Annotated in this window: 25 protein-coding genes; 11 read left to right on the top strand and 14 right to left on the bottom strand. The window is 33.8% G+C overall.

Features of this window, described 5'->3' with window-relative positions; all coding sequences use genetic code 11:
* Positions 1–33: 33 nt before the first annotated feature.
* Both FF52_RS05385 and FF52_RS05390 read right to left on the bottom strand, forming a co-directional pair.
* On the bottom strand, positions 34–612 hold the full coding sequence (locus tag FF52_RS05385; protein ID WP_008463630.1) for a flavodoxin family protein: 579 nt from the start codon (positions 610–612) through the stop codon (positions 34–36).
* A gap of 106 nt (positions 613–718) precedes the next feature.
* Entirely contained in the window at positions 719–1,720 is a 1,002-nt protein-coding gene (locus FF52_RS05390; protein WP_008463631.1) for an SDR family oxidoreductase, read from the bottom strand.
* A 591-nt stretch (positions 1,721–2,311) separates the two neighbouring features.
* Here FF52_RS05390 and FF52_RS05395 point away from each other — a divergent pair.
* From FF52_RS05395 to FF52_RS05410, 4 genes are all read left to right on the top strand, one after another.
* Positions 2,312–3,469, top strand: a complete 1,158-nt coding sequence (locus FF52_RS05395) for a hypothetical protein (RefSeq protein ID WP_008463632.1) — start codon at positions 2,312–2,314, stop codon at positions 3,467–3,469.
* A 20-nt stretch (positions 3,470–3,489) separates the two neighbouring features.
* Positions 3,490–4,584, top strand: a complete 1,095-nt coding sequence (locus FF52_RS05400) for a hypothetical protein (protein WP_008463633.1) — start codon at positions 3,490–3,492, stop codon at positions 4,582–4,584.
* A 144-nt stretch (positions 4,585–4,728) separates the two neighbouring features.
* Complete coding sequence (locus tag FF52_RS05405) at positions 4,729–5,655, top strand: helix-turn-helix domain-containing protein (protein ID WP_008463636.1); 927 nt, start codon at positions 4,729–4,731, stop codon at positions 5,653–5,655.
* Between the two features lie 158 nt (positions 5,656–5,813).
* Positions 5,814–6,305: a membrane protein gene (locus FF52_RS05410; RefSeq protein WP_008463637.1), complete on the top strand. Its 492-nt coding sequence runs from the start codon at positions 5,814–5,816 to the stop codon at positions 6,303–6,305.
* A gap of 99 nt (positions 6,306–6,404) precedes the next feature.
* Here FF52_RS05410 and FF52_RS05415 read toward each other — a convergent pair whose 3' ends face one another.
* Together FF52_RS05415 and FF52_RS05420 are read right to left on the bottom strand one after the other, a co-directional pair.
* Complete coding sequence (locus FF52_RS05415; protein WP_237718526.1) at positions 6,405–6,773, bottom strand: nuclear transport factor 2 family protein; 369 nt, start codon at positions 6,771–6,773, stop codon at positions 6,405–6,407.
* Positions 6,748–7,530: an SDR family oxidoreductase gene (locus FF52_RS05420; RefSeq protein WP_008463639.1), complete on the bottom strand. Its 783-nt coding sequence runs from the start codon at positions 7,528–7,530 to the stop codon at positions 6,748–6,750. The genes FF52_RS05415 and FF52_RS05420 overlap by 26 nt, the downstream gene beginning before the upstream one ends.
* Positions 7,531–7,664: 134 nt before the next feature.
* On the opposite strand from FF52_RS05420, the gene FF52_RS05425 reads away from it, so the two are divergent.
* Positions 7,665–8,030, top strand: coding sequence for a winged helix-turn-helix transcriptional regulator (locus tag FF52_RS05425; protein WP_008463640.1), 366 nt, complete (start codon positions 7,665–7,667; stop codon positions 8,028–8,030).
* A gap of 36 nt (positions 8,031–8,066) precedes the next feature.
* Here the strand turns inward: FF52_RS05425 and FF52_RS05430 are convergent, their stop codons facing one another.
* The 8 genes from FF52_RS05430 to FF52_RS05465 form a co-directional block, all read right to left on the bottom strand.
* Positions 8,067–8,471: a hypothetical protein gene (locus FF52_RS05430; RefSeq protein WP_008463641.1), complete on the bottom strand. Its 405-nt coding sequence runs from the start codon at positions 8,469–8,471 to the stop codon at positions 8,067–8,069.
* 114 nt (positions 8,472–8,585) lie between these two features.
* Complete coding sequence (locus FF52_RS05435) at positions 8,586–9,140, bottom strand: YceI family protein (RefSeq protein WP_035690872.1); 555 nt, start codon at positions 9,138–9,140, stop codon at positions 8,586–8,588.
* 5 nt (positions 9,141–9,145) lie between these two features.
* Positions 9,146–9,523 carry a c-type cytochrome gene (locus FF52_RS05440; RefSeq protein WP_008463644.1) on the bottom strand — a complete coding sequence of 126 codons (378 nt, stop codon included), beginning with the start codon at positions 9,521–9,523 and terminating at the stop codon, positions 9,146–9,148.
* Positions 9,524–9,541: 18 nt separating this feature from the next.
* Positions 9,542–10,384 (bottom strand): DUF5777 family beta-barrel protein, encoded by an 843-nt coding sequence (locus FF52_RS05445; RefSeq protein WP_008463645.1) that lies wholly within the window; start codon positions 10,382–10,384, stop codon positions 9,542–9,544.
* 23 nt (positions 10,385–10,407) lie between these two features.
* Positions 10,408–10,800, bottom strand: coding sequence for an OB-fold protein (locus FF52_RS05450; protein WP_008463646.1), 393 nt, complete (start codon positions 10,798–10,800; stop codon positions 10,408–10,410).
* Positions 10,801–10,997: 197 nt separating this feature from the next.
* Positions 10,998–13,448: a TonB-dependent receptor gene (locus tag FF52_RS05455; RefSeq protein ID WP_237718527.1), complete on the bottom strand. Its 2,451-nt coding sequence runs from the start codon at positions 13,446–13,448 to the stop codon at positions 10,998–11,000.
* 84 nt (positions 13,449–13,532) lie between these two features.
* Entirely contained in the window at positions 13,533–14,432 is a 900-nt protein-coding gene (locus tag FF52_RS05460; protein WP_008463648.1) for a FecR family protein, read from the bottom strand.
* 50 nt (positions 14,433–14,482) lie between these two features.
* Positions 14,483–14,998 (bottom strand): RNA polymerase sigma factor, encoded by a 516-nt coding sequence (locus tag FF52_RS05465; protein WP_008463649.1) that lies wholly within the window; start codon positions 14,996–14,998, stop codon positions 14,483–14,485.
* 198 nt (positions 14,999–15,196) lie between these two features.
* Between FF52_RS05465 and FF52_RS05470 the strand changes: the two genes are divergently transcribed.
* Positions 15,197–16,222, top strand: coding sequence for a hypothetical protein (locus tag FF52_RS05470; protein ID WP_008463651.1), 1,026 nt, complete (start codon positions 15,197–15,199; stop codon positions 16,220–16,222).
* A gap of 147 nt (positions 16,223–16,369) precedes the next feature.
* Here FF52_RS05470 and FF52_RS05475 read toward each other — a convergent pair whose 3' ends face one another.
* Entirely contained in the window at positions 16,370–16,906 is a 537-nt protein-coding gene (locus FF52_RS05475) for a YceI family protein (RefSeq protein WP_008463652.1), read from the bottom strand.
* A gap of 110 nt (positions 16,907–17,016) precedes the next feature.
* Here FF52_RS05475 and FF52_RS05480 point away from each other — a divergent pair, with 110 nt between their 5' ends.
* Positions 17,017–17,358, top strand: a complete 342-nt coding sequence (locus tag FF52_RS05480; RefSeq protein WP_008463655.1) for a winged helix-turn-helix transcriptional regulator — start codon at positions 17,017–17,019, stop codon at positions 17,356–17,358.
* Between the two features lie 388 nt (positions 17,359–17,746).
* On the opposite strand, the gene FF52_RS05485 is transcribed toward FF52_RS05480, so the two are convergent.
* On the bottom strand, positions 17,747–19,015 hold the full coding sequence (locus FF52_RS05485; protein ID WP_008463656.1) for a DUF3370 family protein: 1,269 nt from the start codon (positions 19,013–19,015) through the stop codon (positions 17,747–17,749).
* Positions 19,016–19,347: 332 nt separating this feature from the next.
* Here FF52_RS05485 and FF52_RS05490 point away from each other — a divergent pair, with 332 nt between their 5' ends.
* The 4 genes from FF52_RS05490 (at position 19,348) to FF52_RS05505 (ending at position 25,471) form a co-directional block, all read left to right on the top strand.
* Positions 19,348–20,574, top strand: coding sequence for an ROK family protein (locus FF52_RS05490; protein WP_008463657.1), 1,227 nt, complete (start codon positions 19,348–19,350; stop codon positions 20,572–20,574).
* A gap of 446 nt (positions 20,575–21,020) precedes the next feature.
* The gene (locus FF52_RS05495; RefSeq protein ID WP_008463658.1) at positions 21,021–22,145 is read left to right on the top strand and encodes a glycoside hydrolase family 10 protein; all 1,125 of its coding nucleotides are present in this window, start codon (positions 21,021–21,023) and stop codon (positions 22,143–22,145) included.
* A gap of 82 nt (positions 22,146–22,227) precedes the next feature.
* Entirely contained in the window at positions 22,228–23,634 is a 1,407-nt protein-coding gene (locus FF52_RS05500) for a DUF5009 domain-containing protein (protein ID WP_008463659.1), read from the top strand.
* Positions 23,635–23,668: 34 nt separating this feature from the next.
* On the top strand, positions 23,669–25,471 hold the full coding sequence (locus tag FF52_RS05505) for an FAD-dependent oxidoreductase (RefSeq protein ID WP_008463660.1): 1,803 nt from the start codon (positions 23,669–23,671) through the stop codon (positions 25,469–25,471).

Below are 25,471 nucleotides of genomic sequence, written 5' to 3' on the forward strand. Positions count from 1 at the left end.
TGTTGCGAACCGCTATTTGACTTGAGTTCATTTTTATTTTAAGGCTTTTGCCAGAGACTCTGCCATAGATTGGGCATCCTTGCTGTAATTTTTAGTATAGTGGGCTAGGAGCTCGGTTTTTGTTTTTTTGGAATCCTTGCTGTGACCTTCCCAGATTACACCCAAAGAAGCGTAGGGAGGAAGGGTAAGACCAGTGCAGGTGAAAAAATTGGCTATATTTCCAGTTATATGCTCCACGCCATCTGAATCCCCAGTTACAATAACGGCTCCCATTTTGCCTTCTAGAGGAGAATTTTCTCCAGAATTGATGATGTCAAATACTTCATCGAGTCGCTCAATGCAACGCTGAAGTTCGGAGGAATGATTGTTCCACCAGATTGGAGTGGCAAAGATCAGAATCTCTGCCTTAAGGATTTTTCCATAAATGGCAGGCCAGTCATCCTCCTGTTCCAAATGGATGTAGGTTCCAGGAAGAATTTTATGGTTCGCAAGTCTAATGATTTCAAATTCGATTTTCTGCTTTGAAAGAAAACCGCAGAAGAATTCCGTAAGCGTTTCTGTATTGGAAAGGCCTTTGTTTTTGAGGGTGGCCAGCAGTATGACAGCTTTCATAAGTATTTAAGATATAGTAGATTACTTTTAGTCTTTATTCACTTTATTCTTTTGTAGCAATTGAGATTGCTTGAATTCTATAGCCATGTCCAGCTTTTAGGTGTAATTAAGGATTTCCTTCCCCACCGCTGGATCCGTAGATCTGTCCAGTGGCGTAACTGGCATCTTCAGCAGCCAGTTGCACATAAATGGAAGCCAGCTCTACGGGCTGTCCTGGCCTTCCCATTGGGGTTTGTCCTCCAAAATTTTTAAGCTTCTCCATTGTGGCACCCCCGCTTACTTGCAGCGGCGTCCATACAGGGCCTGGAGCGACGCCATTCACTCGTATTCCTTTTGGAGCAAGCTGTTTGGCCAGCGATTTAATGTAATTGGTGGTTGCCGCTTTGGTTTGTGCGTAATCATAGAGATCCTCGGTGGGAGCATAAGCTTGGACGGAGCTTGTTCCTATTATTGACGAGCCTGGTTTTAAATGAGGAAGTGCCGCTTTTATAATCCAGAAGGGAGCATAGATGTTGGTTTTCATTGTCGCATCAAAATCTTCTGTGGAAATGTCTAAGATGGAGTCATGAGTCTGCTGTCTTGCAGCATTGTTAATAACGATGTCCAATCCTCCAAGTTCTTTAACGGCTTTTTCCACCAACGACTTGCAAAAGCTTTCATCTCTTAAATCCCCAGGAATGGCAATAGCTTTCCTGCCTTCTGCCTTAATGAGCTGGATGACTTCTTTGGCATCCTCCTCTTCTGTTGGATAGTAGTTGATGGTGACATCTGCGCCTTCCCTCGCGTAGGCAATTGCTGCGGCTCTACCCATTCCTGAATCTCCTCCTGTAATGAGCGCTTTACGGCCTTTAAGTCTGCCAGATCCTTTATAGCTTTTCTCACCGTGGTCGGGACGGGGATCCATTTTGCTTACAAGTCCTGGCCAAGGTTGCTTCTGTTCTTTGAAAGGCGGACGAGGATATTTTGTCTTAGGGTCTTCTGGAAGGATGTTTGATTTTTCGTCTCCCGTGAAATCTGCACCAAGAACAGGAGTAAAGGCGGTAGTCAGGCAGATAGCACCCATTCCTGTAATAGCTGAGCGTCTAGTTATCGTGTTTTTATTTTCCATTGCTTTGATTTTTAGATTTTTAATAAGCTAAAAGTAGCAAAGCAGGTAATGGCGATTTTACAGGATTATGTTTTGGATTTATATAATATGCAAAAAAAAAATAATATTGAAGTCTTTGTAGAGACTGAAAAATAGGTCATTGCATTAGAGGAAAAGTGTAATTGTAGGCTTATAGGGTACGGATGTTACAATCTGAAGAATTTGGAGAATAATTGAAGTTTCCTGAGACATAATATTTGGAAATTCGAAGTTTAATTGGTTAAGAACCTCTAACACGCATTTATAAAATATCTTTACGAATATCGAATTGTTTCTGGCTAATTTATATCTGCTTCAATTCTCTTTATCTTTTTTTGAAAATTTGTAGTGAGATTTAGTTTATGTAATAAATCTAATGATAAAAACACACCTATGAAACCTGAGTACTTTACACTAGAATCACGAAATTCAAAATAAAGGATAAAACAAAACATCTTAACAAAAGCAATAAAAGATCTAATTTTGACACTTTGTTGTTTTGGATGCCGTTTTAAATTCTAATTTTCTTGGATATTTTGATTGATATTGATTCTTATACTTTATAATTTGTTTATGAAAATACATTTATTTTTACTTGCCATTTTACCATTTATGATTTCCTGCACTAAACCAGAAAAAATAGATTTATTAAAACTAAAATTGGATGAACCTTTAATAAATCTGATAGAATTTAATGATAGTTTACTTGTTGGTGTTGAAACTGTTGAGTATCCGTTTTGTTTATTTGCTGAAGTAGAAAAATCTCAAAAATATACTTTTGATGGAATCGATCTGAATGAGCACAAAATTATTTTTCAAATAAACTCAGAAAAACTTAGAACAGATAGCATTTCAAGATTTGGTGGTGCTCACATTGATTTAGAGAGAATTAAAAACGGAAATGAATTAAAGAATGCTTTAAGGAATTTTAAAGCAGAAAGTAATATTTATGGAGTAAGGATAGCGATAGAAGATCCGAATTTGAAATCGGAAATCTTAAAGAAAATAGAGCTGAAATACGGCAAGGGTACAAAAAATCCAAATACAGATAATGGTTTATATTGGAATGTAAAAGAAGAAAACAAATGCATTTTCTTCGCGCCAGATTATGACCGGCTTATTATTTTAAACAGCACAAATTTATCCAAAACTTGCTATTGGGACATCTTTAATGGGTTAATCGATTTTGGAGGTTGCGATAACGAAAAATATACCAAAGAATTAATTAAAAATAGTACCAAACCTGAAGATGTTCAAAATAAACCAGTTGTAAAAATCGATAGAAATTGGCATGTAAACACTCTAATCGTTGGAAAATCAACCGAAGAGGATTTTTTGAAATCTCCAATCAGCAAAAATTTTGAGCGGATAGAAGAAATTAATGGTAGTTCTGGAGAAATGAATCAGATTATGTATCAGGATGAATATCATGATTTCTACTTCTATTTTAAAGTCAATCCGAAAGATCTTGAAAATAAAAAAGCAAGCAGTATGAAAAGCTATTCGCTAAATGATTTGAAAAAAGTTGAAATCTCATTTGAAAATGGTCTAAAAGCAAGAATGAAATTTGAAGATGCATTAAAAATACTGGATAAAAAAACAATTATAAAAACGATAAAGAATGAAGGTGAATTACGTTTTGCAAATTACATCATCATCAAAAATGCATCATACGAAGTATCGCTAGTTTTTGACGAAAATTTGCTTTTATCAGGAATATTTCTAAAATAGTTATTTAAATCAAATAAAGAATGAATCTAAATCATATACAAATTATAATAACCGCTTTATTTGCAACACTTTTTTTAAGCTGTAATACGAGCAAAATTCCAATTGCAAAAGACAAAATTTCAAATGAGGTCGATATTTATATTGCTGGATACGAATATAATGACAGCAAGTTTGAAAGCTCTATAGAAGAGATCGCAGATGAAGTGGGCATGAAACACGTTGCGAAATTATGGAAAAATGAAAAAAACATAGACTTAGAAGAGAAAGAACATTATTCTGATGCAAATTCCGTTTTTGTGCATAAGAATGATATATATGTTGGAGGTTCTATTATGTCTGGCGAAGAATATGTAGCCGCAATTTGGAAAAACGGGAAAATTCAAAAATTAACCGATGGCAAAAAAACGGCTCACATTCAATCGATAATAGTCGAAGATAAGATGATTTACATTTTAGGAGAGCAGTTTGGAGATGCTCATTATATTGTAAAAGTTTGGAAAAATGGCGTTTCTTCTAATATTACAGATGGGAAAAATGATACAGATGGCAACTCATTTTATGTTGATAAAGGAAATGTGTACATCTGCGGAAATGAAAATAATGGCAGTAAAAGCGTGGCAAAAGTTTGGAAAAATGGAACGCCACAAAGCCTTACAAACGGTCTCAATAATGCATATGCACTTTCTGTATTTGTAGAAAATGGCAACGTGTATGTTGCGGGCTATGAAATTGAAAACGATAAATATATCGCTAAGTTATGGAAAAATGGGAAAGTCCAAAACCTTTCTGACGGCACAAATTATTCTGTTGCGTCTTCTGTATTTGTTCAAAAAGGAAATGTTTATGTGGTAGGAAACGAGAGCATTAACCAAAAAAGTGTACTAAAATTATGGATAAACGGCAAAGCAACAAACATTACAGATGGCACAAATAATGCAGATGCCAATGCGGTTGTGGTACACAATAATAACATTTACATAGCTGGATATGAAGAAAATGATGTAGATCGATATGTAGCAAAATTATGGATAAACGGTGTAGCCAAAAATCTCACAGATGGAACAAAAAATGCATACGCAGAGTCAGTTTTTTTGGCAGAAAAGAAAAATAAATGATGTGTTAGAAATTGGCAGCATAGGACGAAGCAAATAAAATATTTTAAGATGGACAAAAGTTATAATGTCGTTTATTACTTTTGTTAGTAGTGGGTAGATGTATTAAAGTTGATGGTTAATCTAAAATTTAAAATTGCTTAGTTAATGAGAATAGCTCTGAAAAAGAGTGAGCAGCCAGCAGTTAAATATCAGTCAAAAGGGAAAATCATGATAACCGACTATAAAAAACACGATCTATATGGCAAAACGCTGATTCAGAAAATTGAATTAGCGCCGCCGTTTAAATTTGATTTTCCTGTAACGGAACAGGCTTGTTTTTTATATGTGAAAGCAGGAGAGGTTGATTATCAGATTGATGATGAGCAAATAAAGGTTGCAACCGATTATTCCCTATTGCTGAATTGTATAGATTCAGGGAAGCAGATGCGCAATTCAAATCAAAATGGCAATTGTGAAATTGTAATCCTAACGTTTTATCCCGAGATATTAAAAAAAATATACGAAAGGGAACTTCCGCAGCTGCTTCAAAAACCTAAGAATGCAATATCCAATAAATCAAGTGAAATAATAAACAGTGATTTTTTGATTCAAAAGTATATTGAAGGGTTATTGTTTTATTTTGAAAATCCATCTCTGATTAGCGAGGATATTTTGGTGCTGAAAGTAAAAGAAATTATACTTCTTTTGTCCCAAACACAAAATTCAGAATCAATCCAGCTCATATTATCGCAGCTTTTTTCTCCTGCAGCTTATACTTTCAAGCAAATTATTGAAGCAAACTTATTTTCACAGATCACCATCGAAGAACTAGCGCAGCAAAATAATTTGAGCGTATCATCGTTCAAGCGTGAATTTGCAAAAATATACCACGATACGCCAGCCAATTATATTAAAATGAAAAAGCTGGAAAAAGCTGCCGAATTACTTCAGGTTTCTGATCAACGTATCACTGAAATAGCTTTTGACTGTGGATTTAATGACTTGGCGAATTTTACAAAAAGCTTTACCAGCAAATACCATGTCAGTCCAACAAATTATCGGCAGAAACTAAATAATAGTCAGCAATTGTAAAATATAGTCTTTTTTAAAATTTTAAGCATCTTAGGATTCATCTAGGATGCTTTTTTTGTGAACCAAATTGCCAAAAAATTGGACTATTTGGCAAAAACATTCCTCTTGATCTGTCGGAAGTTTGCTGTGTATTTTCAAACAAATTTAAAACATAAAAAATGGGATTGTCAAATTTAGGAATTTTTCACACAATCGTAGGCGTTGTAGCAATAGTCGCGGCAGCTGTAGATTTTATCAGATACGGTAAAATCAATTTGAACACATTATCCGGCAAAATATATTTTTACGGAACAATCGTCACCTCATTAACTTCGTTGGGGATCTCCAAACATGGCGGATTTAATCCAGGGCATGTTTTTTCTATTTTTATAATCTTTTTGGTATTGGGAGCCTATTTCCTTAATTCGAAAAGAAAAAACAGCGCAAGAGCCCGTTATTTTGAAAATTTCTGGTTGTCTTTTAGTTTTTTTCTATCTCTGGTTCCAACTGTTAATGAAACTTTTACTAGAATTCCATTAGGGCATCCGCTAGCGAAGGATATTAAAGATCCTGTAATCGGCAATACGCTTCTTGTCTTATTGCTGTTCTTTGCTGTCGGCTCAATTTTTCAGTTTAGAAAACAGCAATTAATTAATAAAATAAAACCTTAAAACAGCAAAATTTTGCGTGAATAACAAAGCGCCGATTTTCGTCTGAAAACCGGCGCTTTGTTATTTAATGATTTCTGCAAATCAATCGCTTCTTAGTTCTTATCCTGTTACTTTTAAAGACTGAATGTATCCATCAGCAATATCAAAATGAAATTTTAATGTAATCGGACTTCCTGGAAACGTACCGGAGCACTCTGCTGATAAGACAATTCCAGTCCCGTTTTCAGCGCACTCAAGAAGCTTCATCACTGATTTGTATTTTTGGTTTGATTCTTCAATCCAATCCAAGATCTCAGGTCTTCCATTATGTGTTTTACCTTCATCAAATACCACCGCATTTTCGGAAAAACAATTGGCATAAGAAACGCTATCAAAGCTGTTCTGTGCATTAACTAAGTCTTCTATTACTTTTGGCAAGTTCATTTCTATTGTTTTAAGATTATTAAATTGTTGGCACGGTGCCGCCATCGATTACAAATTCTGTTCCTGTCAGATAGCTGGCTCTTGGTGAAACAAGAAAACCGACTAATTCTGCTACTTCTTCTGGCTCTGCGGGTCTGCCGTACGGAATCCCACCTAATGCATTCATGACTCCTTGCTGGGCTTCTTCTACAGTAATATTAGAATTTCTCGCAATTTCACCTAGCCACGCTGTTGATGCTGTTGTATTTATCCATCCTGGCGATACAGCCAGCACGCGAACACCCTTTGGTGTAACTTCATTTGATAAACTCTTGCTGTAATTAATTAATCCTGCTTTTGCGGCCGCATAAGGCAAAGTAGAATCAAAGAGAGGGAGTTTGCCTTGAATAGATGCTATGTGAATGATAACACCGCTTTTTCGCTCTATCATTTGTGGTAAAAATCCTCTGTCTAATCTAACAGGAGCAAGCAGATTAGCCTGCAGAGTTGATTCCCAGTCTTCATCACTTAATGCTGCGAAGCCACCAGCAGGCGTTACAGAAGAGCCAAGATTGTTCACAAGAATGTCCAGTCTTCCGTAAGTTGACAGTATTTCATTGATTACTTTTTGGGTTCCCTCTGCCTTACTTAAATCCGAAGGAATGAAATGCAGTTTGCTGTTTTCTTTTTCGGGTGTGTTTCTTGCAGTAATAATAACCGTTGCGCCAGCTTGCAAAAGTCTTTCTGCGATTGCTCGTCCAGCTCCTTTAGTGCCTCCTGTGACTAAAGCAATTTTGCCTGATAATTCATTTTGATAATCCATCTTAATTCGATTTAAATTTCTTTTGTACAAATTTCAGAAGTATGTAACTTTCTCACAAGTAAGGAATTACGATTCAGATAGGGACAAATTTTTCCCCTATTGCATAAATCGGTACATAGGCTTACTTTTGTTATATGTATGAAAGAAAAATAATCCCGAACCTGAATTGTGGACTTGACCTGATAGGGGAAGTGCTTTATGGCAAATGGAAGATACGTTTGCTTTGGTTTATCAATGAAGGCCATAAAAGGCCAAGTGAATTGCAACGCAAAATACCAGACGCTTCACGCAGGGTTTTAAATATTCAGTTGAAAGAATTAGAGGAGCATGAATTGGTTTCAAAAGTTATTTTCCCTGTTGTGCCTCCCAAAGTTGAATATAGTCTCACTGATTTTGGAAAAACACTAATTCCAGTAATTTCGGCTATCGGAAATTGGGGAGATGAACATGAGGCGCGTTTAAGGGAGCTTATTTTGAAACGTTTAGATTTAAAGCCGTGATATGCAAAGTTTGATTACACGACAAATATTTTTTAATTAAGCAGAAATATTTTTATAGTGGAATTGCTTGAGAATATTTTTTGGAGTTCTGATAACTTCTTTGCTGATAGGATCAAACCATTTTACTTCTTTTATAACTTCTGCACAACATTCATTCTTTGAGTTAAAAAAGGAACTTTTGAAATTGATATTGTCTTGTATATGGCAATATTTCATTTCAACTAAAAAAGATTGGGTAAACATCAAATCTTTATGGCATACTAACTCATGATTTCCTTCTTGTAAATCTAAATGCATATAGTTGAGTTTTTCTTTTGAAAATCCGTTATTGAACAAAAAATGATATAACAATCGGAGGGTATATGAAATGTATGCGGTATCTTCCATAACCATATAATCATTTACATCTTCTCCGGTAACAATGTAATTTCTGCAGATCATTTTAATTTAATTTTAAGGTTTAAAAAAAGAGACCGGCGCTATAAGTTCACACCGGCCTACAGAACATTCGTCATGTTTTATTCGAATCTGAATAGAGCTGATTCTTAAAGGAGATTATTTAATCAATAAAAAATTGTAATCAATCTCGATTTTGTCGGCAATTTTCTTTCTTACAAGACTCGGTATTTCAATAGCAAAGTCTTCAGGTTTTACTTCAAATGAGCCAATGGTTTTAACTCCATTTTGAGCTTTGGAGATTTTTACAATCACTGAGACTGGTTTTGTCTTTCCGTGAATGGTAAGATCTCCTTTTAATGTAAAATTTTTAGGAGAAGCTGTAATTTTTGAACTGTCAAAATCTTCTATTTTACCTTTGAAAGTTGCTTTTGGAAATTTTTCAGACTCCATATAATTTTCATTAAAGTGTTCTTCCATCAGCGCTACTTTAAATCGAAAACCTTTTATGAGAACGAGACTGGCAAAATCTCCTGTTGTCTGATCCAAAACAGCTGACACTGATTTGCTTTCGGCAGCAACTTCTTCATAAGATGGCATGGAAGCTTGAAATTTAATATTCCCTGTTTTTGTAATTAGTTTTTGTGCAAATCCACCAGTGTTTGCGGCTATAACGAGCAATAATGCAAAGAAATTTATGAATGATTTTTTCATAACAATCAATTTTCTTTTAAACCATCGGTGTTCCATTTTACTATGATATCAATATTTGCCTGAGACATTCTGCCGCCTTGAGGCATAAGTCCTTGCTGGCCGTTTTGAAGTTGAATTCTGCCTAATAATCCAGCGCTTTCCACTGCAGCTTTCACTTGAGCAAAAGTAGTTAGAGGTCTAAAACTAGCTGACCTTCCGCTGGAATGGCAACTTATGCAATTGGCATCAATAATAGATTTTACATCTTTATTGTACGTAACTGTACCTGTGGGATCCGTTGGGTTCGTTGGAGTTGTTGGTGTTTCGATCTCCTGAGTTGTATCAGAATCACTACAGCTTGCAAATACAGCCATTAAAATTGTAAGTACGATTGTTTTTTTCATGATTTATTGTTTTAATTATTAGAATACTCTGTATAAGTTAAAGCCGAAAAAGAAATCTCCTTTGCCCCAGTCACCAGAGGCATTAGTTAGGTATCCGCTCTCACTCATGGATTGTGAATTGGTAAAAATTAATTGAAATACGTGTCCGCCTGTTTCTATATCAAGACCTACAGACAATGGATTTTTGTAAAAGTCAGGTTTGTCAAAATTGTGCATGTATTCTAAATTGACAGATAATCTTTTCGTGATTTTATAGCGCCCGCCGCCTCCAAAAGAAAACTGATTGTCTCTTTCGATTTCTGGAGTGTAAAGGTTTTTGTGTATAAAGGATGGCACTAATTCCAATGAGAATTTATCGCTGACTTTTCTGGATATTAATAGCTGTTGCACGTACGTCATGCGATGTTTAAATTCTAAGCCTGGATATTGGTCTTTTTCTAAAAAAGTATTAATGTCTGCAACGCTATATCCAACAATATCCAAAGGAAAATTATCATTTTGTCTTGCCATGCGGTACTTCAATCCGATCTCATACATTTTGTTTAAAGTATGTCTCGAAAGGCTGACCGAGAGCCAGTCTGTAACACCATAAATTCCTCCCAGTTTTGTGGTAGCATTATCAAGTCCAAAAAAACTGTCAAAACCATCTTTTACAGACCCAAAACGATGCGAAACCACAAAATAAAACTCTTTTTTAGCTGGCATTTTTGTGGTCTGTAAGGTTACGAGCTGTAAAGCCTTAAAGGTTGCTGTAGAATAGCTGTCTTCTATCTGAGTAGAATCAAGGCTCTTTAGTAAATCATCCTGAGAATAGGCCAATGTTACTAAAAACAGGCAGAACGGAACTAGAATTTTCTTCATAAATTAATTATTATTGAGTTGGTTTATTTAATACTACATTGGTCTATTTTAACTTCCATAAATAGTTCGTCATAACCAATGCATTTGCCCTTAATCGTTATATTGCTGCGGATAATCTTGTCTTTCAATTTTTCTTTGAAAAGGCAGAAAACAGTGTTTTCAAGTACAATTACAGAATCGGTTTCTTTGGTTGCTTTGCCTGTTATCTCTATAGTTTTGTTGAGATACAATGCATCTGCTTTTTTAGGATCTGCATTATAGTCTTCAATAAGTTTCTTGGCCGTTACACTATAATCAGGAGCTTCTGATGCTATATTACGGGCTTCTTTAAAGATGACTCCATAATAAAAGTAAATGCTGGCAGAAATCATTACTAGCAGCACGGCGGTTACAATTATTGTTTTTTTTCTTTTCATGTTTTGTTTTGCTTTTGATGCGTAAAAAATCAGTCCGCTTTTTTTTCTATTTGAATGTTTTAAAACTGTCTCAAACCAAATGATGATTCTATAGTGAAACAGCCTTGGTGCAGATTACCCTACCAAAGAATTGTGATTTTTTGAAAAAAAAATAAAAAGAAGTAATAAGAGTTTAAGAACTCTTAAGGGAGGTGATGTTAAAATGAGACTCTAAAGCTCAGATTTGGAGTTCTTTGCAATGAAAAAGTATTGATTTCTTCTACAGAATTGGTTAAAGAATTTATTCTATAATATTCGTTGATTTCATTTTTTCTATTGAGAATATTTAAGATTGAAATTCCTATTTTGTATTGAATTCCGTCTGCGGTTTCCCATTTGTAAGTCGAGGAAAGATTAACCTGCCAAAACATGTGCAGATTACTGTTATTGGGTTTGTTATAGACCAATTCTGGATTAGAAAGATCAATTCGGGATAAATCTGGAGATGTTTTGGGTCTTCCAGAAGACCATTTTGTTCCTAAAGCAATCTTGAAATTGTTTTTCTCGTAAATTCCCGCCCAAGATAGAGTATGAGTCAGCTCAAAGTTGTTTGGAAAACGAGGATACTCATAATTGCGAAAATCATAATTGTTTTCATTGTAGGTGTAGCTTAACCACGTAAGAAAGTGATTTATTTTTTTCTGAATTAGCATTTCTGTTCCCCAGATTTCATAATCGCCGGTAGTTCTCACAAATTCCAGTTGATTCTGAAACCCCTGACTTGAGGTTGTTATTCCTGTCACTTTTTTATAAAAGTTTTCGATGTCCAGAAGCCAATTGTTTTTTTGATAAAACAAGTTTAATGATAACTGTCTGCTTCTTTGGATAGGAATTGTGCTGTTATTAGAGATAATCCATCGCCTTTTTTCGATGCCAAAATAATCTTTCTGCAGATCAATAATCTGCTGGGAGTTTTGGCTTTTTAGTTCGCCAAGCAGTTCTAAAGTTAGACTTTTGTTGATTCCGTATCCCAATTGAATTCTAGGTTCTGCAATATATTTCTTGAATTTTTCAATATAATTAAGGCGCATTCCGCCTTTAAAATATAGACGGGTGATGGTATCGTTATATTTTCCTTCAAAAATTAAAGCATGAGTCCTTAAAACGTCTTTTACTTTACGATAGAAATCAGGATTCGTTACCTGTTCTAAATTGGTTACTCCAATTTCATTAAATTGATAACCGTCGCTAAAAGTAAATTTAGAATTTAAAATATGATTGTTTTCTACATTAACTCCATTGTTGTTTACCGTATTTTCCTGAATTACACTTTGGTTTTCATAAGTCGTGTTTTGATTGGCTAAAAGTTCATACGAAGAATTGTAAACATTAATTTTGCTAGTGTTGAAGTTATTCCAGTTTCTTTTCCATGACAAGTTTGCGCCATAATTCTGCTGACGTAAAGTATTGTTTTGTGATTTATTTATAGTGTATGAAGCGGCGCTTTTAGTGACTTCCAGATTATCTTTTATGGTTATCAAATCAAGTATTATTTGATCTTTAATTCCTATTTTTTGCACATATTTTATCGTAGCATCATAAAAACCAAATTTTTTATCGCTTTTATAATTAAGATTTTGGCTTTGCGAAAAATCAGTTATAGTAGTATTCTGAAATACTTTGTTGAAATATTCTTTATAGGTAGGCGTTTCCACAAAATCGGTAATCGATTTACGCGCCGAAATCTCGATATAACTTTTTTTAGAAAGATTATACTTGGCGTAAACATCAGCATTAATCATATTGATTCCGGCACTGAATGAATTTTTTTCTGCTTTTTCTGGAGTAGAAGAAATCGCGACTACACTTGAAACGCTTTCCCCATAAAAGGCAGAACTTCCGTTTTTGTAGATCGATATTGTATGTGCAAGATTTGGATTGAAAACGGATATTAAACCAAAAAAATGTCCCGTTTGAAACATTCGTATTCCATTCCATAGAAATAAATTCTGATCGTGTGTCCCGCCTCTAACATTGATACTGGATACACTCTCATCAAGACTGTTCACTCCCGGAATCTGTTGCATGGTCTGTAGCGCATCTGGTTCAATAAGGCCAGGAAGAATACCGAATTTTTTAGGTTTAATTTCAAAAGATCCATCAGTATTTTTTGAAATGCCCGAAGCCAGAATGGCATTAGTTTTTATTTCATGCAATTCGGTAATTTCAGGCTCTAATAGAATTTTAACGCAATCTTTAGCATCTGTATTTCCTGCCGTAATTCTCTTTGATGCAAAACCGATGTGGCTAATTACAAATGTATTTTTACTTTCGTTATGGCACTCAAAATATCCTTCTGAATCGGTTGTAAAGTGATTTTTGTTATTTAAACTAATGTTAGCATTCTCAATAGGTTTTTTATCAGTTGCAGATAAAACATAACCGCAAATCATTTTTGAAGATGCATCTTTTTTATAGATATTGATGAATTTGTTGTCAATATTTTCAAAAGATAAATCGGTTTTTTTTCTCAGATATTCCAGTTTTTGTTCTAACGAAAGTGATTTCTTAGGAGGATTGAATTCGAGACCTTCAATATTATCTTCAGTATAGTTAAAACTTACAGCATGCTGTTCTTCAATAGCAATTATTATTTTTTTGAAAGGCATAGCTTTTCCTTGATCCTGAGCAGAAAGATTCAGGATATGAAAGAAGAGAAAAAATAAAAAATGAAATTGCTTGGGGCGGAACATTTATTTTTCGTCAAAAATTATTTTGTTGTTCGAAACTTTTTTTGCTTCCAAATGACACGTTGTACTGATAATCTGTAAAGCTGTATTTAGATCTTTAGCTGGTAATTTTCCTGTAAAGAGTGAAACAGTGTCTTTGGCGTTTAAGTCAATTTTAATATTATATTGTCTCTCAACTTCATCTAAAAGTGCTCTTATGTTTTCTTTATAAAAACATATCTGGTTATCGATCCACTCTGGCTTTAATGCACTTACTGTCATTTTAATCTCTTTTCCATTTTCAAAACGAACACTTTGTCCGTGAGTCAATAAAATTTCAGCATTGGAATAAGTTACTTTTACACGGCCTTCGTAGCACACAACATCAAACTTGTTTTTTCTGGCTTTAACGTTAAATTGGGTTCCCAGAACGGTTACTTTTCCTAGATTGGTCTGCACTTCAAATTTTCTGCCTTTTGCAACTTTAAAATAGGCTTCTCCTTTTAGTTCCAAATGCCTGTTGTTATCCCAATTCCATTTTTTATAGTTTATTTCGGAGCCTGAATTTAGAACCACTTCAGAATTGTCGGGTAATGAAAAAGCAGTCTTTTTTCCAAAATCGGCAGTTTCCGTTTGTGGCATAAAAGCTTTCATCGCAAAAGTGATTCCGAGAGCGAGAACAAGTATGGCGGCAGCCTTAAGTATCCATTTTTGATATAAAGGCACTACTTTTGGCGTTGCTTTTTTCTGGCTTAAAATGTTAGACAACATAGTATTTTCATCCAAATCGCCTGCTTCGAGGTGAGCGGTATATTTTTTTATCTTTTGATATTTTTCAAAATCGGGACTTGCCTCAAATGCTGCCAATTCATCTGGAGACAAATCGTCGTTGAGCCATTTTGCTAATAAGCGATCTTTTTTCATTTTATCGTATTATTTAATTAAAACAATTGGAACTAAATTTACCCTACCTTTTACAAATCAATTTCTTTGCGCAAGCTTAACAGAGCCACATGAATGCGTTTTTCAACTGCCTTTACGCTAATGTTTAGCTCCTCGGCAATTTCGCTGTATTTTTTTCCGTCAATTCTGTGCATCAAAAAAGCAATGCGCTGTTTTTCGTTTAAGTTTTCGATTGCTTTTAAAAGTTTTGTCTGAAATTGTTTTTCTTCGAGAAGATATTCCGGGCTTTCATTTGTCTTGTCCAAACCAGTAAAGTTTTTTTCAAATTTTAAAACCACTTTTTGGTGCGCAATTTGGTTTAGACTGCTGTTATTGGCAATGGTGTATATATAGGATTTGGCTTTTTCTAGAGGGACAGAAGCACAATGTTGCCAAAGCTTAACAAATGCTTCCTGAGTTATATCTTCTGCTTGTGCTGCATTTCCAAATTTGTAAAAAAGAAAATTTCGAAGTGCTTTTGCATGACTTTTGAAGAAAGACGAAAAAATGATTTCATCACATGTATTGGATTGGTTTTGATCTGGCATTTAGAGTTTCAATTTTTCAACGTAAATGTATTTGTTTTTAATTTAAGTAGGGTAAAAGTAAAGAGGATTGTTCTATAGAAGAATAAATTATTATTGGTTTTTGATAATTTATTATAGAAGAAAATTATGAAATGCTTGATGTTAGGTTATTTAAAATAGTTTCTTTTAAAATTTATTTACCTTTGTAAAAACATAAATATGTTACTTTTAAAAAAATATTTATCAATTGCAGTTTTTTTCTTCTTACTGTTTTCCTGTCAAAGTGAAATGGAGGAAGAAAACAATAATTCGCAGGGAACAATTAGTACTGTTTCTCCGCTTACTACTTATCTGCAAAGAGTTGCCATGATTAAAACCGTACAGGATAATATGATAGACGGATCGAGTTATTGCACCATAAAACTCCCGTATACCATCACAGTAAACAATGAGCAGATTGCGGTTAATACAACAGCCGATTATCAAAAAGTTTTAGATAATATCAACGCCAGCAATTACGATGATGATATTGTAAAAATAGATTTTCCTGTAACGATGGTATATTATAATTACATCGAAAAATTAATTCCAAATCAAGCAGATTTTGACACTTTGATTGATTACTGGAATCTTTATCCAGATCTTCTGTCTAAAATCAACGGACTAAACATTAATTATCCGATAACAATTAATAGCTATAACAGTACTAACCAAACAGCGAGTTCTCAATCTATAGTAAGCGATCAGGCCTTTTTTAATTTCATTAAAAATTTAAATGAAAATCAGTACATTTCTTTAAAATATCCTATAACAGTTGTAGATTACAATAACCAGATAAAATCGATTTCAAACAATACGGAGTTCGAAAATGCAATAAAATATGCAATAGATTACTGTCCGGAAAATAATCTTGTGACATTAGATTTTGTTGCAGCTATCACAAAAGGCTCTTGGGAAATACCTTATTTTTATGATGGTGCTGTTAATACTTCAAATTATAGTGGCTATACCTTTATATTTCAAACCGATAAATCTGTAATTGCCAACAAAGCAGGAGTTTCAGAAACCGGACAGTGGGAAAGTTCAATTCAAAACGGTGTGAGAGAAGTAAAAATAAGTTTTAATTCTGGAGTGCTTTCTAAATTAAATTTAAATTGGAAGCTGTTTGAATTTAACAATTCGCAGATACGATTGCGAGATGTAGGTGTAACCACTAACTATCTTTACTTTCAAAAAAAATATTAGCGGTATTTTTAAAATCTTAGCTGTGATTTAAAGTAATAGGCCTTTTTTTTTGAATTTAAGCCCCGAGTAAGCTTTATGTTTATCAATAAAAAAAAAGACAAAAAGATTATTAGTCAATTTGTCTTAATGTTTTTTATTAATTTCTGATTAAGCCAATTCAGAGACCTGAATGTTTGCTATTAGTTTGATATCTTCTCCTAATCCCAAAATACCTGATCTTATAGGGATATTCCATGCTACTCCAAATTGTTTTCGATCAATAATTCCAGTAATTTCAAAACCATGCTTTAATTGACCCTGGGCACTATATTCTGATCCGCCATATTCTACATCTAATTCAACATTTTTAGTGACGCCTTTCATTGTTAAATTTCCGCTCATTTTATAATTCTTTCCACTGACATTTGTAAATGAGGTGGATTCAAAATTTATTTTGGGATACAAGTCAGAAGAGAAAAAATCATCATTTTGTAAGTGCTCATCCCGTTGTGATTGATTAGTATCAATGCTTTTTACATCAATTGAGAAGAATACTTTAGCGTTGTTAAAATCGGATTTCTCAGTAATGATAGTTCCATCAAATTTTCTAAAAGAACCGGTTACAGTTGAAATAGCCAAATGCTTAATTTTGAAAAGCACTTCAGAGTGCAAAGGGTCTATTACCCAAGATTTTGAATTTTCCATTTTTAATTTTATTTATTGCACAAAATTAATTAAACTTGCTATCTAAAATATAGCTGTTACCTATTGGTAAGTAGTTACATAAAGGAAAGTGGTTTGTAAATCAGTTAGATATGAGTCAAAAAGAGCAAGGTTGCCAATTTAAGTTAATGGTTTCGAGGGATGCATTAGAAATTATCCAAGGAAAATGGAGGTTGCCAATTATTATTTCATTGATAAGCGGGAAGAAAAGGTTCGGCGAAATACAGAGAGACATATCCGATATTTCTCCAAAAATGCTATCACAGGAATTAAAAGCTTTAGAAATGAATAAGATTATTAAGCGTACCCTCTATGACAGTATGCCAGTAACGGTTGAATATTCTTTAACTCCATTAGGAATGTCTATGAGAAAAATGTTAGACGAATTGATTAATTGGGGTAGTCATTTTAGAAAAGAAATCATAAGTCAATAGTTAATATTTGCTCATGTATCGAAAACTTGCTTGTTCTAATTGCTGCAGATTTTTAATTTATTTTTAGCGGATGTAAGGGTGGGAGTTTGTGGCCAAATGAAAAGTTTTCTTTCAAGTATTGTGAAAATTTAAATCATTACTGAAAAGATTTGAATGGAGGCTTTTTAAGATGATTTTGAAGCTAAAAAGGCTGTCATGCAGACAGCCTTAAAAACTAATTAAAATAAAAAATCGATAAAAATATTTTAAACCCTGAAATTAAAAATGGGCCTAAAATTGATTGTTATTTTATCTGTATACTGTTTGATTTCTTCAAGGCTTTAAACTCTTTTAAATCTTTGCCGTAATGGTGTTTATGTATTTTTAAGTATCTGGCAAAATATTACAATTAATTCGTTTGTTTTAAAATCAATTGCTGTCCAGTCGTAATTAGGCCTGGGACATAAAATGTAATGGTAGCGTTAAAAAACGAATTTGCAGGAATGCTCCAAGTTGCCAGATTCTGAGCTGGTTGTGTTGGAGTAGTGTAAATGTTTTTTAAAGCTCCATTTAAATAAAGAGGTCCGTTGAAGGTAAATGAAGGTGAATTTGTTCCAGATGTAAAGTTGGAAGCAAATGTAAGCGATACATTTTTTGCAGTGCTATTTGGATTATTCAGCTTTAAAGTCAAGGTGTATTTGTGGCCATAATTTCCATACGTATTTTGCGAAGCGCCATTTAATTTATAGGAGTAGGGAGCATTTTGATTTTGGAGATAAACTCCGCCAACCGCAAATTTCGAACTCGTATTTAGACACAATCCCATATATGATGGCCCTGAAGGCAAATCTATATCTGTAGTTCCTGACCAGCCAGATTGCGTGTAGATTCCAGCTTCTCGGCCATAAGCGTTTGTGCCTTCGGTATAAATATCGCCCGCGGCGGCAGTTTGAGTGGCTGTTACAGCATCATTTATATTTCCAGTTGAGGTTACAACAGTATAAACATAAACGCCTTGCGAAGCGGTTATTTCATAAGACCCATCTACCATGTTATTGTTGGATAATGTTGCTCTGTACACTTCATAAACCTTAGAGGGGTTGATAGTGACATTGCTAAAAGTCGTACGCGGGGTATCTTGTAGCCAATCTTTAGAGACAAAATAGCTCTGTCCTGTGGCGCTACCGTTTAAAGGTTTTTCTGCATTTGTGTAAGTAGATCCTTTTCCGCTAATTGTGAGTGCTGTAGTTTGTGGATTCGAAACTAAGACGTGAAGGTATTTTGTAGAACCAGACTGGTTAATGTGAAACAAATAAATTCCAAAAGTTCCAGAAAGTGGGTTTGAAGAACCGCCTCTGTTAGAATCAACTCTTGCATTTTGCATAAGCCATCCATTTCCTCTTATAATTTCAGGATTGTTGCTTTTCCAAATAGGTTTCTCGGATAAATTACCGCTTAAATGTTTTAACTCTTGAGGAGGAACAATAGAAGTGGATAATGTCCCCGAAGTCCAATCAGAAGAAACTAATGAATTTAAAGCTAATTGCGTTTTTGCCGTTTTACTTCCTTCGTTCTGAATAACGAATTTTTCGGTGGTTTTGTCTGTAGAATCCTCATTTGAACAGGCATAAGTAAGAATTGCTGTAATAACTATAAAAAATAGTTTTTGGGTTTTCATGGTTGGTTAATTTTAATAGATTTGACAATCAGTTAGTTGTTGGCTAAAATAATAAAAAATTAATATATTTGCTTTTATTTTTAAAAATATTTAATAACTGAATATTAATTAAGTTATATTTTTTTTAAATAGCTGACTAAAAATAAAATGTACATATTTTTAAGAGGTTTTTTCTTATGTGGGTACGAAAAGACGCTTTTTTGTGCTTTAGGGACTCGAAATTAAAGAAGTAAGATTGAAAGCCTGCGTTTTGATTTTTACAATAAAAAAAAGAAGCGGTTAAGTTAAAAATGAACTATGTTTGTAGAAGAATTTACCAAAATCGAAGATAAATGAATTTAAAAGATTTACTTGATATTAGTAAAGACAATAGTCTTTCAGGACAAAAGTGGCATATGCTAAGACAGTCAATAGTAAAACGATTGCTTTCTGCGGGAAATGCTACAATCGCAGAAATAAGTTCTGAATTGCAATCCAGCGTTCCTACGGTTACTAAAGCGGTCAATGAGCTTTTACAGGAAGGAAACGTGGTCGATATGGGAAAAATAACCAATAGTGGAGGTAGAAGACCCTCTTTATATAGTATCAACCCGACTTGCGCTTTTTTCTTAGGAGTGGAAGTTGGAAGAACTCATATGTCTATTGGTTTGCAGAATATAAAAAATGAATTTATAAGTCTTGATCTGCGTGTTCCATTTGCTTTAAAAAATTCTCAGGAGTCTCTCTTAGAATTCTGCTCACTTATAAATAATTATATTGAAGAAAGTTCTGTAGAGAAAAAATTAATTGTTGGGATTTGTATTAACTTTTCTGGGCGTATTAATTCTATGGAAGGCTTTAGTTATAATTATTTCTTTAGTGAAAACAGGCCTCTAACCGAAATCATTTCTGAACAACTTGGGCTTCCTGTACATCTTGAAAATGATACTCGTGCAATGGCTTTCGGTGAATATTGCGAAGGTGTTGTTGATGACGAACAAAATATAATTTTCTTAAATTATAGTTGGGGAGTAGCTATTGGAATAATGACTGATGGAAAGCTTTATTATGGAAAGTCTGGCTATTCTGGCGAATTTGGACACAGTACCATTTTTGAAAATGAAATCATTTGCCAATGTGGGAAACTAGGGTGTTTAGAAACAGAAATTTCAGGCTGGTCTTTGGTAAGGCAATTTAAAGAGGCTCTGAAAGAAGGAAAGCATTCTAAAATTGAATTGAATGAAAATGAAGATTTACAGCATTTAGATATTATTTCTGGAGCAATAAATTTAGAAGACAGTCTTTGTATAGAATTGGTTACTAGACAAAGTGAAAAAATGGGACGTTATTTATCAATTTTACTTAATATATTCAATCCAGATCTGCTTGTTATTGGAGGAGATTTCTCTCAGCTTGGAGATTTTGCCCTTTTGCCAATTCAGTCTGCACTTAAAAAACACTCGCTTGGTTTGGTAAATCGTGACATGAAATTAAAAAAATCAACATTAGGACATCGTGTGGGGGTAATCGGTGCCTGTTGCATTGTAAAAGAAAAGATGCTTTCCCCTTTCTTTAAATAGCTGATTCTTTTCCGAAACTCTTTCAAAACTCTATAAATATTTATAGAGTTTTTTTTATGCTTCTTTTTAATGTAATTACACAAAATTATTTCTCTGAAGTTTTTAAATTTTTAAAATCTTTTGTTTCTAGTTCACTTTGTAGATAAGGTCAGATGTATATAACGATTATCTCATCGATTGATGATAATTACGTGTTTATTTTATTTTAAAATGAATAATGTAATTTATTTGTGCGAATTATTTTCTTTTTGAAAAAATATATCCTTAAATAAATAAAAATAATTCAAATATATTTTTTTGTTCCATGAGCTGTATTTCCTGAGAAATTCAAATATAGTCGCGACTAATTATTAAAATTATTTAATAATTAATTAATAAAAAAATTTAATAACTAAGTTGTGGTTAGTAAAATTTTATATATTTGTCCAAAATAAAACCTAAAACCAATGCAGAATATCTTAAAAATAACCTTATTGCCAATTTTATTGTTTTCGCTTTTTTGTTGTGCGAGAACTCCAAATACAAATGCTACTACACCAATTTCTCCAGTTAAAGGAGTGTGGGTAACCAATGTTGCGTCAAAAGCTTTAGATTCTAAAGAAAATATTATTGAGGCGGTAGCGCTTTGTAAAAAATCGGGTATTACAGACATTTATGTGGTGGTTTGGAATAGAGGAACGACTTTGTATCCAAGCAAGATAATGAAGGGTTTATTTGGTAAGCCAATTATGGAACGTTTTGGTGATCGAGATCCTTTGCAAGAAATGATTGAAGCCGGACACAATGCAAATATTAAAGTTCACGCATGGTTTGAGTTTGGCTTTGCTTCTTCTTACGGAGAGAATGGAGGTGCTATCCTGAAAAAATTTCCAAATTGGAAAGCAATAGATAATAAAGGAAACCTGGTTACAAAAAATGGTTTTGAATGGATGAATGCCATAGACCCAGAAGTTCAGAATTTTATAAAATCTTTGATTGTCGAAGTTGTTAAAAATTATAATGTTGACGGAATTCAAGGCGATGACCGTTTGCCAGCAATGCCATCGCTTGGCGGTTATGATCCTTACACGGTATCTCTATATAAAAAAGAACACAACGGCAATAATCCTCCCCAAGATTATAAAAATGCAGATTGGCTTACTTGGCGCGCTGATAAATTGACCATTTTTCTTGGAGAACTTTATAAAGAATTAAAAACGATCAAACCTAAATTGATCGTAAGTATGGCTCCTAGCATTCACCCTTGGGCAAAAGAAGAATATTTGCAAGATTGGCCAACTTGGCTTGACAAAGGATATTGTGATTATGTAATTCCGCAGGTTTACAGAAAAACAATTGAGAGTTACAATGCCACTTTAGAGGACCAAATCAAATTCCTTAAAAAAGATCAGAAAGATAAATTCTTTTCTGGGGTTTTGCTTCAGGTCAATGGCGTAAATCCGAAGCCTGATTTTTTAAAGCAAATGATTGATACAAACAGAAAGCTTGGAGTAAAAGGAGAGTCATTCTTTTTTTATGAAGGTCTGAAAGCTTTTCCAGATTATTTTTCTAAAGAATATAGCAAAAAGTAGATATAAAAAATACTAAATGAGAAGATTGTTGTTATAACGACAGGGTAAAATTGTCTCAAAAATAGTTGATTAAAATCGGTATATGAAAACAAGAGCTTTATCTATTGATGCTTTACGAGGCTTTGCTATTATTGCAATGATTCTTTCTGGACAAATGATCCTTACATATTTGCCTGCTTGGATGGCACACGCTCAAGTGCCGCCTAACTCATCATTTAATCCGAATATTTACGGAATTACATGGGTAGATCTTGTTTTTCCTTTCTTTTTATTTTCAATGGGTGCCGCTTTTCCTTTTTCATTAGGAAGCAAATTAGAAAATGGTATAAATAAATGGAGCCTTTGTCTAGATTCATTTTATAGAGGAATACAATTAGTATTTTTTGCTATTTTCTTTATGCACATGAAACCATTTGTTATAAGTAGTCCAGTTGACATTAAAGCCTGTATCATTTCTTTAAGTTCTTTTGCTTTAATGTTTGGAATGTTTGCAACAGATTCTTTTTCGAGATACTTTAAAAAACCGAAAATAAGTTCTTACATAAAATTTGCTGCATTTGCGCTAGGATTTACATTAATGCTTTTAACAAATTATCAGGGAAAAGACAATCATAATTTTGATATTTATTACAGCGATATTATTCTTGTAGTGCTTGCCAATATGGCTTTTTTGGCGAGCTTGATTTATATTTTTACGTTCAAAAAGCCAATTTACAGATTATTGGTTCTGCCATTTATTATGGCTGTTTTTTTAGCCAGTACAAATGAAGGTTGGGTAAAACAATTATATGATTTTACTCCATTTGCGTGGGCTTATAAATTTTATTACTTAAAATATTTCTTTATAGTAATTCCAGGAACTATTGCCGGAGAATACGTAAAAGAATGGACTGTAGCGACGCAAAATGAAGTGCGAGAAAATGATAAAAAGGCAATTGTGGCAAGTCTGATTTCTTTAGCAATTATTGTAGGCAACGTTTATTTTTTATTTGTACGTGAACTAGAAATAAATGTTGTGGTTACTTTAGGCTTGTTGGTTTTAATTTATTTTGTTTTAAAACCAAATGCCTCAGAATTTGGTGTTTTTTGGAAAAATCTTTTTTCGGCAGGAGGGTACTGTTTGATGTTAGGGTTATTTCTAGAAGCTTATGAAGGCGGAATACGTAAAGATTCTTCGACCTATAGTTACTATTTTGTAACATCAGGATTGGCTTTTTTTGCAATACTTTTTTTCTCTGTGGTTTGTGATTATTTCAAATGCATAAGGGCTACAAAATTTTTGATTCTAACAGGACAAAATCCTATGATTGCGTACGTTGCCACATCGTTGGTTATAATGCCAATCTTAACTCTATTCACTATTACAGAGTATTTCGATGTATTTAACGAAAATGCCTTTACGGGATTTCTAAGAGGCTTATTACTTACTATGTTTGCCATTTTGATAACGATTTTTTTCTCCAAAAAGAAATGGTTTTGGAGAACCTAAAAATTCAATCTAGCTATTAAAAATACTATATATTATGAAAATTCAAATAATTGCATTTTTTTTATTTTGTTACGGATATTCGCAGAATATCACCAAAAAGACGGTTGACGTTTTAGTAATTGGAGGCTCTACCAGCGGAACTTCTGCTGGTATTGCATCTTCCAGATTGGGAGCTAATACATTAATTGTTGAAGAATCTCCATGGATAGGAGGTATGTTTACTCTGCAGGGAGTTGGTGCGTGTGATGGCAACCATAATCTAGATTCTGGTATCTGGAATGAATTCAGAGGTGCGTTGAGAGAGTATTACGGCGGAGCTGCAGCTCTTGAAACAGGGTGGGTAAGCAACACACTTTTTGAACCTTCAGTAGGAAATAAGATTTTCAATCAAATTGCAGCAAAAGAAAAAAATCTTCAAATTATTCACGGTTATTATGTGGCAAGCATCTTGAAAGTTGGAAACGCAGTTAAAGGTGCCACTTTCAAAAATGATAAAAATGAAATTTTAGAAGTTCAAGCAAAAATTACAATCGATGCCACTGATATTGGTGAGACGCTGAAAATGGCAGGAGCGGCATACCGTTTGGGAATGGATTCTCAAAAAGAAACCAAAGAAGCCAATGCGCCATTAAAAGCCAATAATATTGTTCAGGATCTTACTTGGGTTGCTATCTTAAAAGATTATGGCAAAGGAACTGACAAAACTATTGCAAAACCAAGCAATTATTCAGCTTCAAATTTCACAGGTTCTTGCATGGAAACAGTCGATCACAAAGAAATTGACTGTGACAAAATGCTGTCCTACGGAAAATTGCCAAATAATAAGTACATGATTAACTGGCCTAAAAAGGGAAATGATATTTATCTGGATGTGGTTGAGTTATCGAGAGAAGACCGAAATAAAGAATTATTAAAAGCCAGAAATTACACTTTACAGTTTGTTTATTATATACAAAATGAACTAGGATATAAGAATCTTGGTTTAGCTGATGACGAATTTAATACTTCAGATTTATTGGCTTATGCTCCTTATTACCGTGAAGGAAGAAGAGTAAAAGGCATTTCGTTTTTAACTTATAATCACGTCGCAGATCCATACAATCAGAAAGAAGCTTTATATAAAACGGGAATTTCTGTTGGAGATTATCCTGTTGATCATCATCACAAACAAAATCCTGATGCTCCAGATTTAGGATTTCCGGCAGTACCATCCTACAATGTACCGCTAGGATCTCTAATTCCTGAAAAAATTGATGGATTTATTGTTTCTGATAAAGCAATTTCAGTTTCTAATTTAATTAATGGTGCAACACGTTTACAGCCTGTAGTTTTATTGACAGGTCAGGCAGCAGGAACCTTGGCTGGAGTTGCCATAAAAAATCAAGTAGAACCGAGAAAGGTTTCGGTGAGAGAAGTGCAGCAATCACTTTTAAATCAGAAAGCGTATATAATGCCTCTGTATGATGTAAAACCTACGGATCCAGCATTTGAAAGCATTCAAAAAATTAGTGCTACAGGAATTTTAAAAACAAAAGGAGAAAGCTATAAATGGGCTAACAGAACTTGGTTCTATCCAGAACAAAACATTTCAGTACAAGAATTTACAGAAGGCTTAAATCAGTTTGATAAAAAGAATAAAGTTGTAAAAAGCAACTCAATTCTTACAGAGCAGGAAGCAGTTGATCTTTTGGTAAAAGCAGGTGCAAAAATAAAGAAAAGAAATTTTTCGGCAAAGCCAATAAACAAAAGAGATTTAGCAGTTTTAATTGAAGAAAGCCTGCACGCGTTTGAGAAAGAAATTGATTTTTCTGGAAGTATAAAAACTAATAAAAAGTAA

The organism is Flavobacterium sp. F52, from assembly GCF_000278705.1.
GTDB lineage: Bacteria > Bacteroidota > Bacteroidia > Flavobacteriales > Flavobacteriaceae > Flavobacterium > Flavobacterium anhuiense.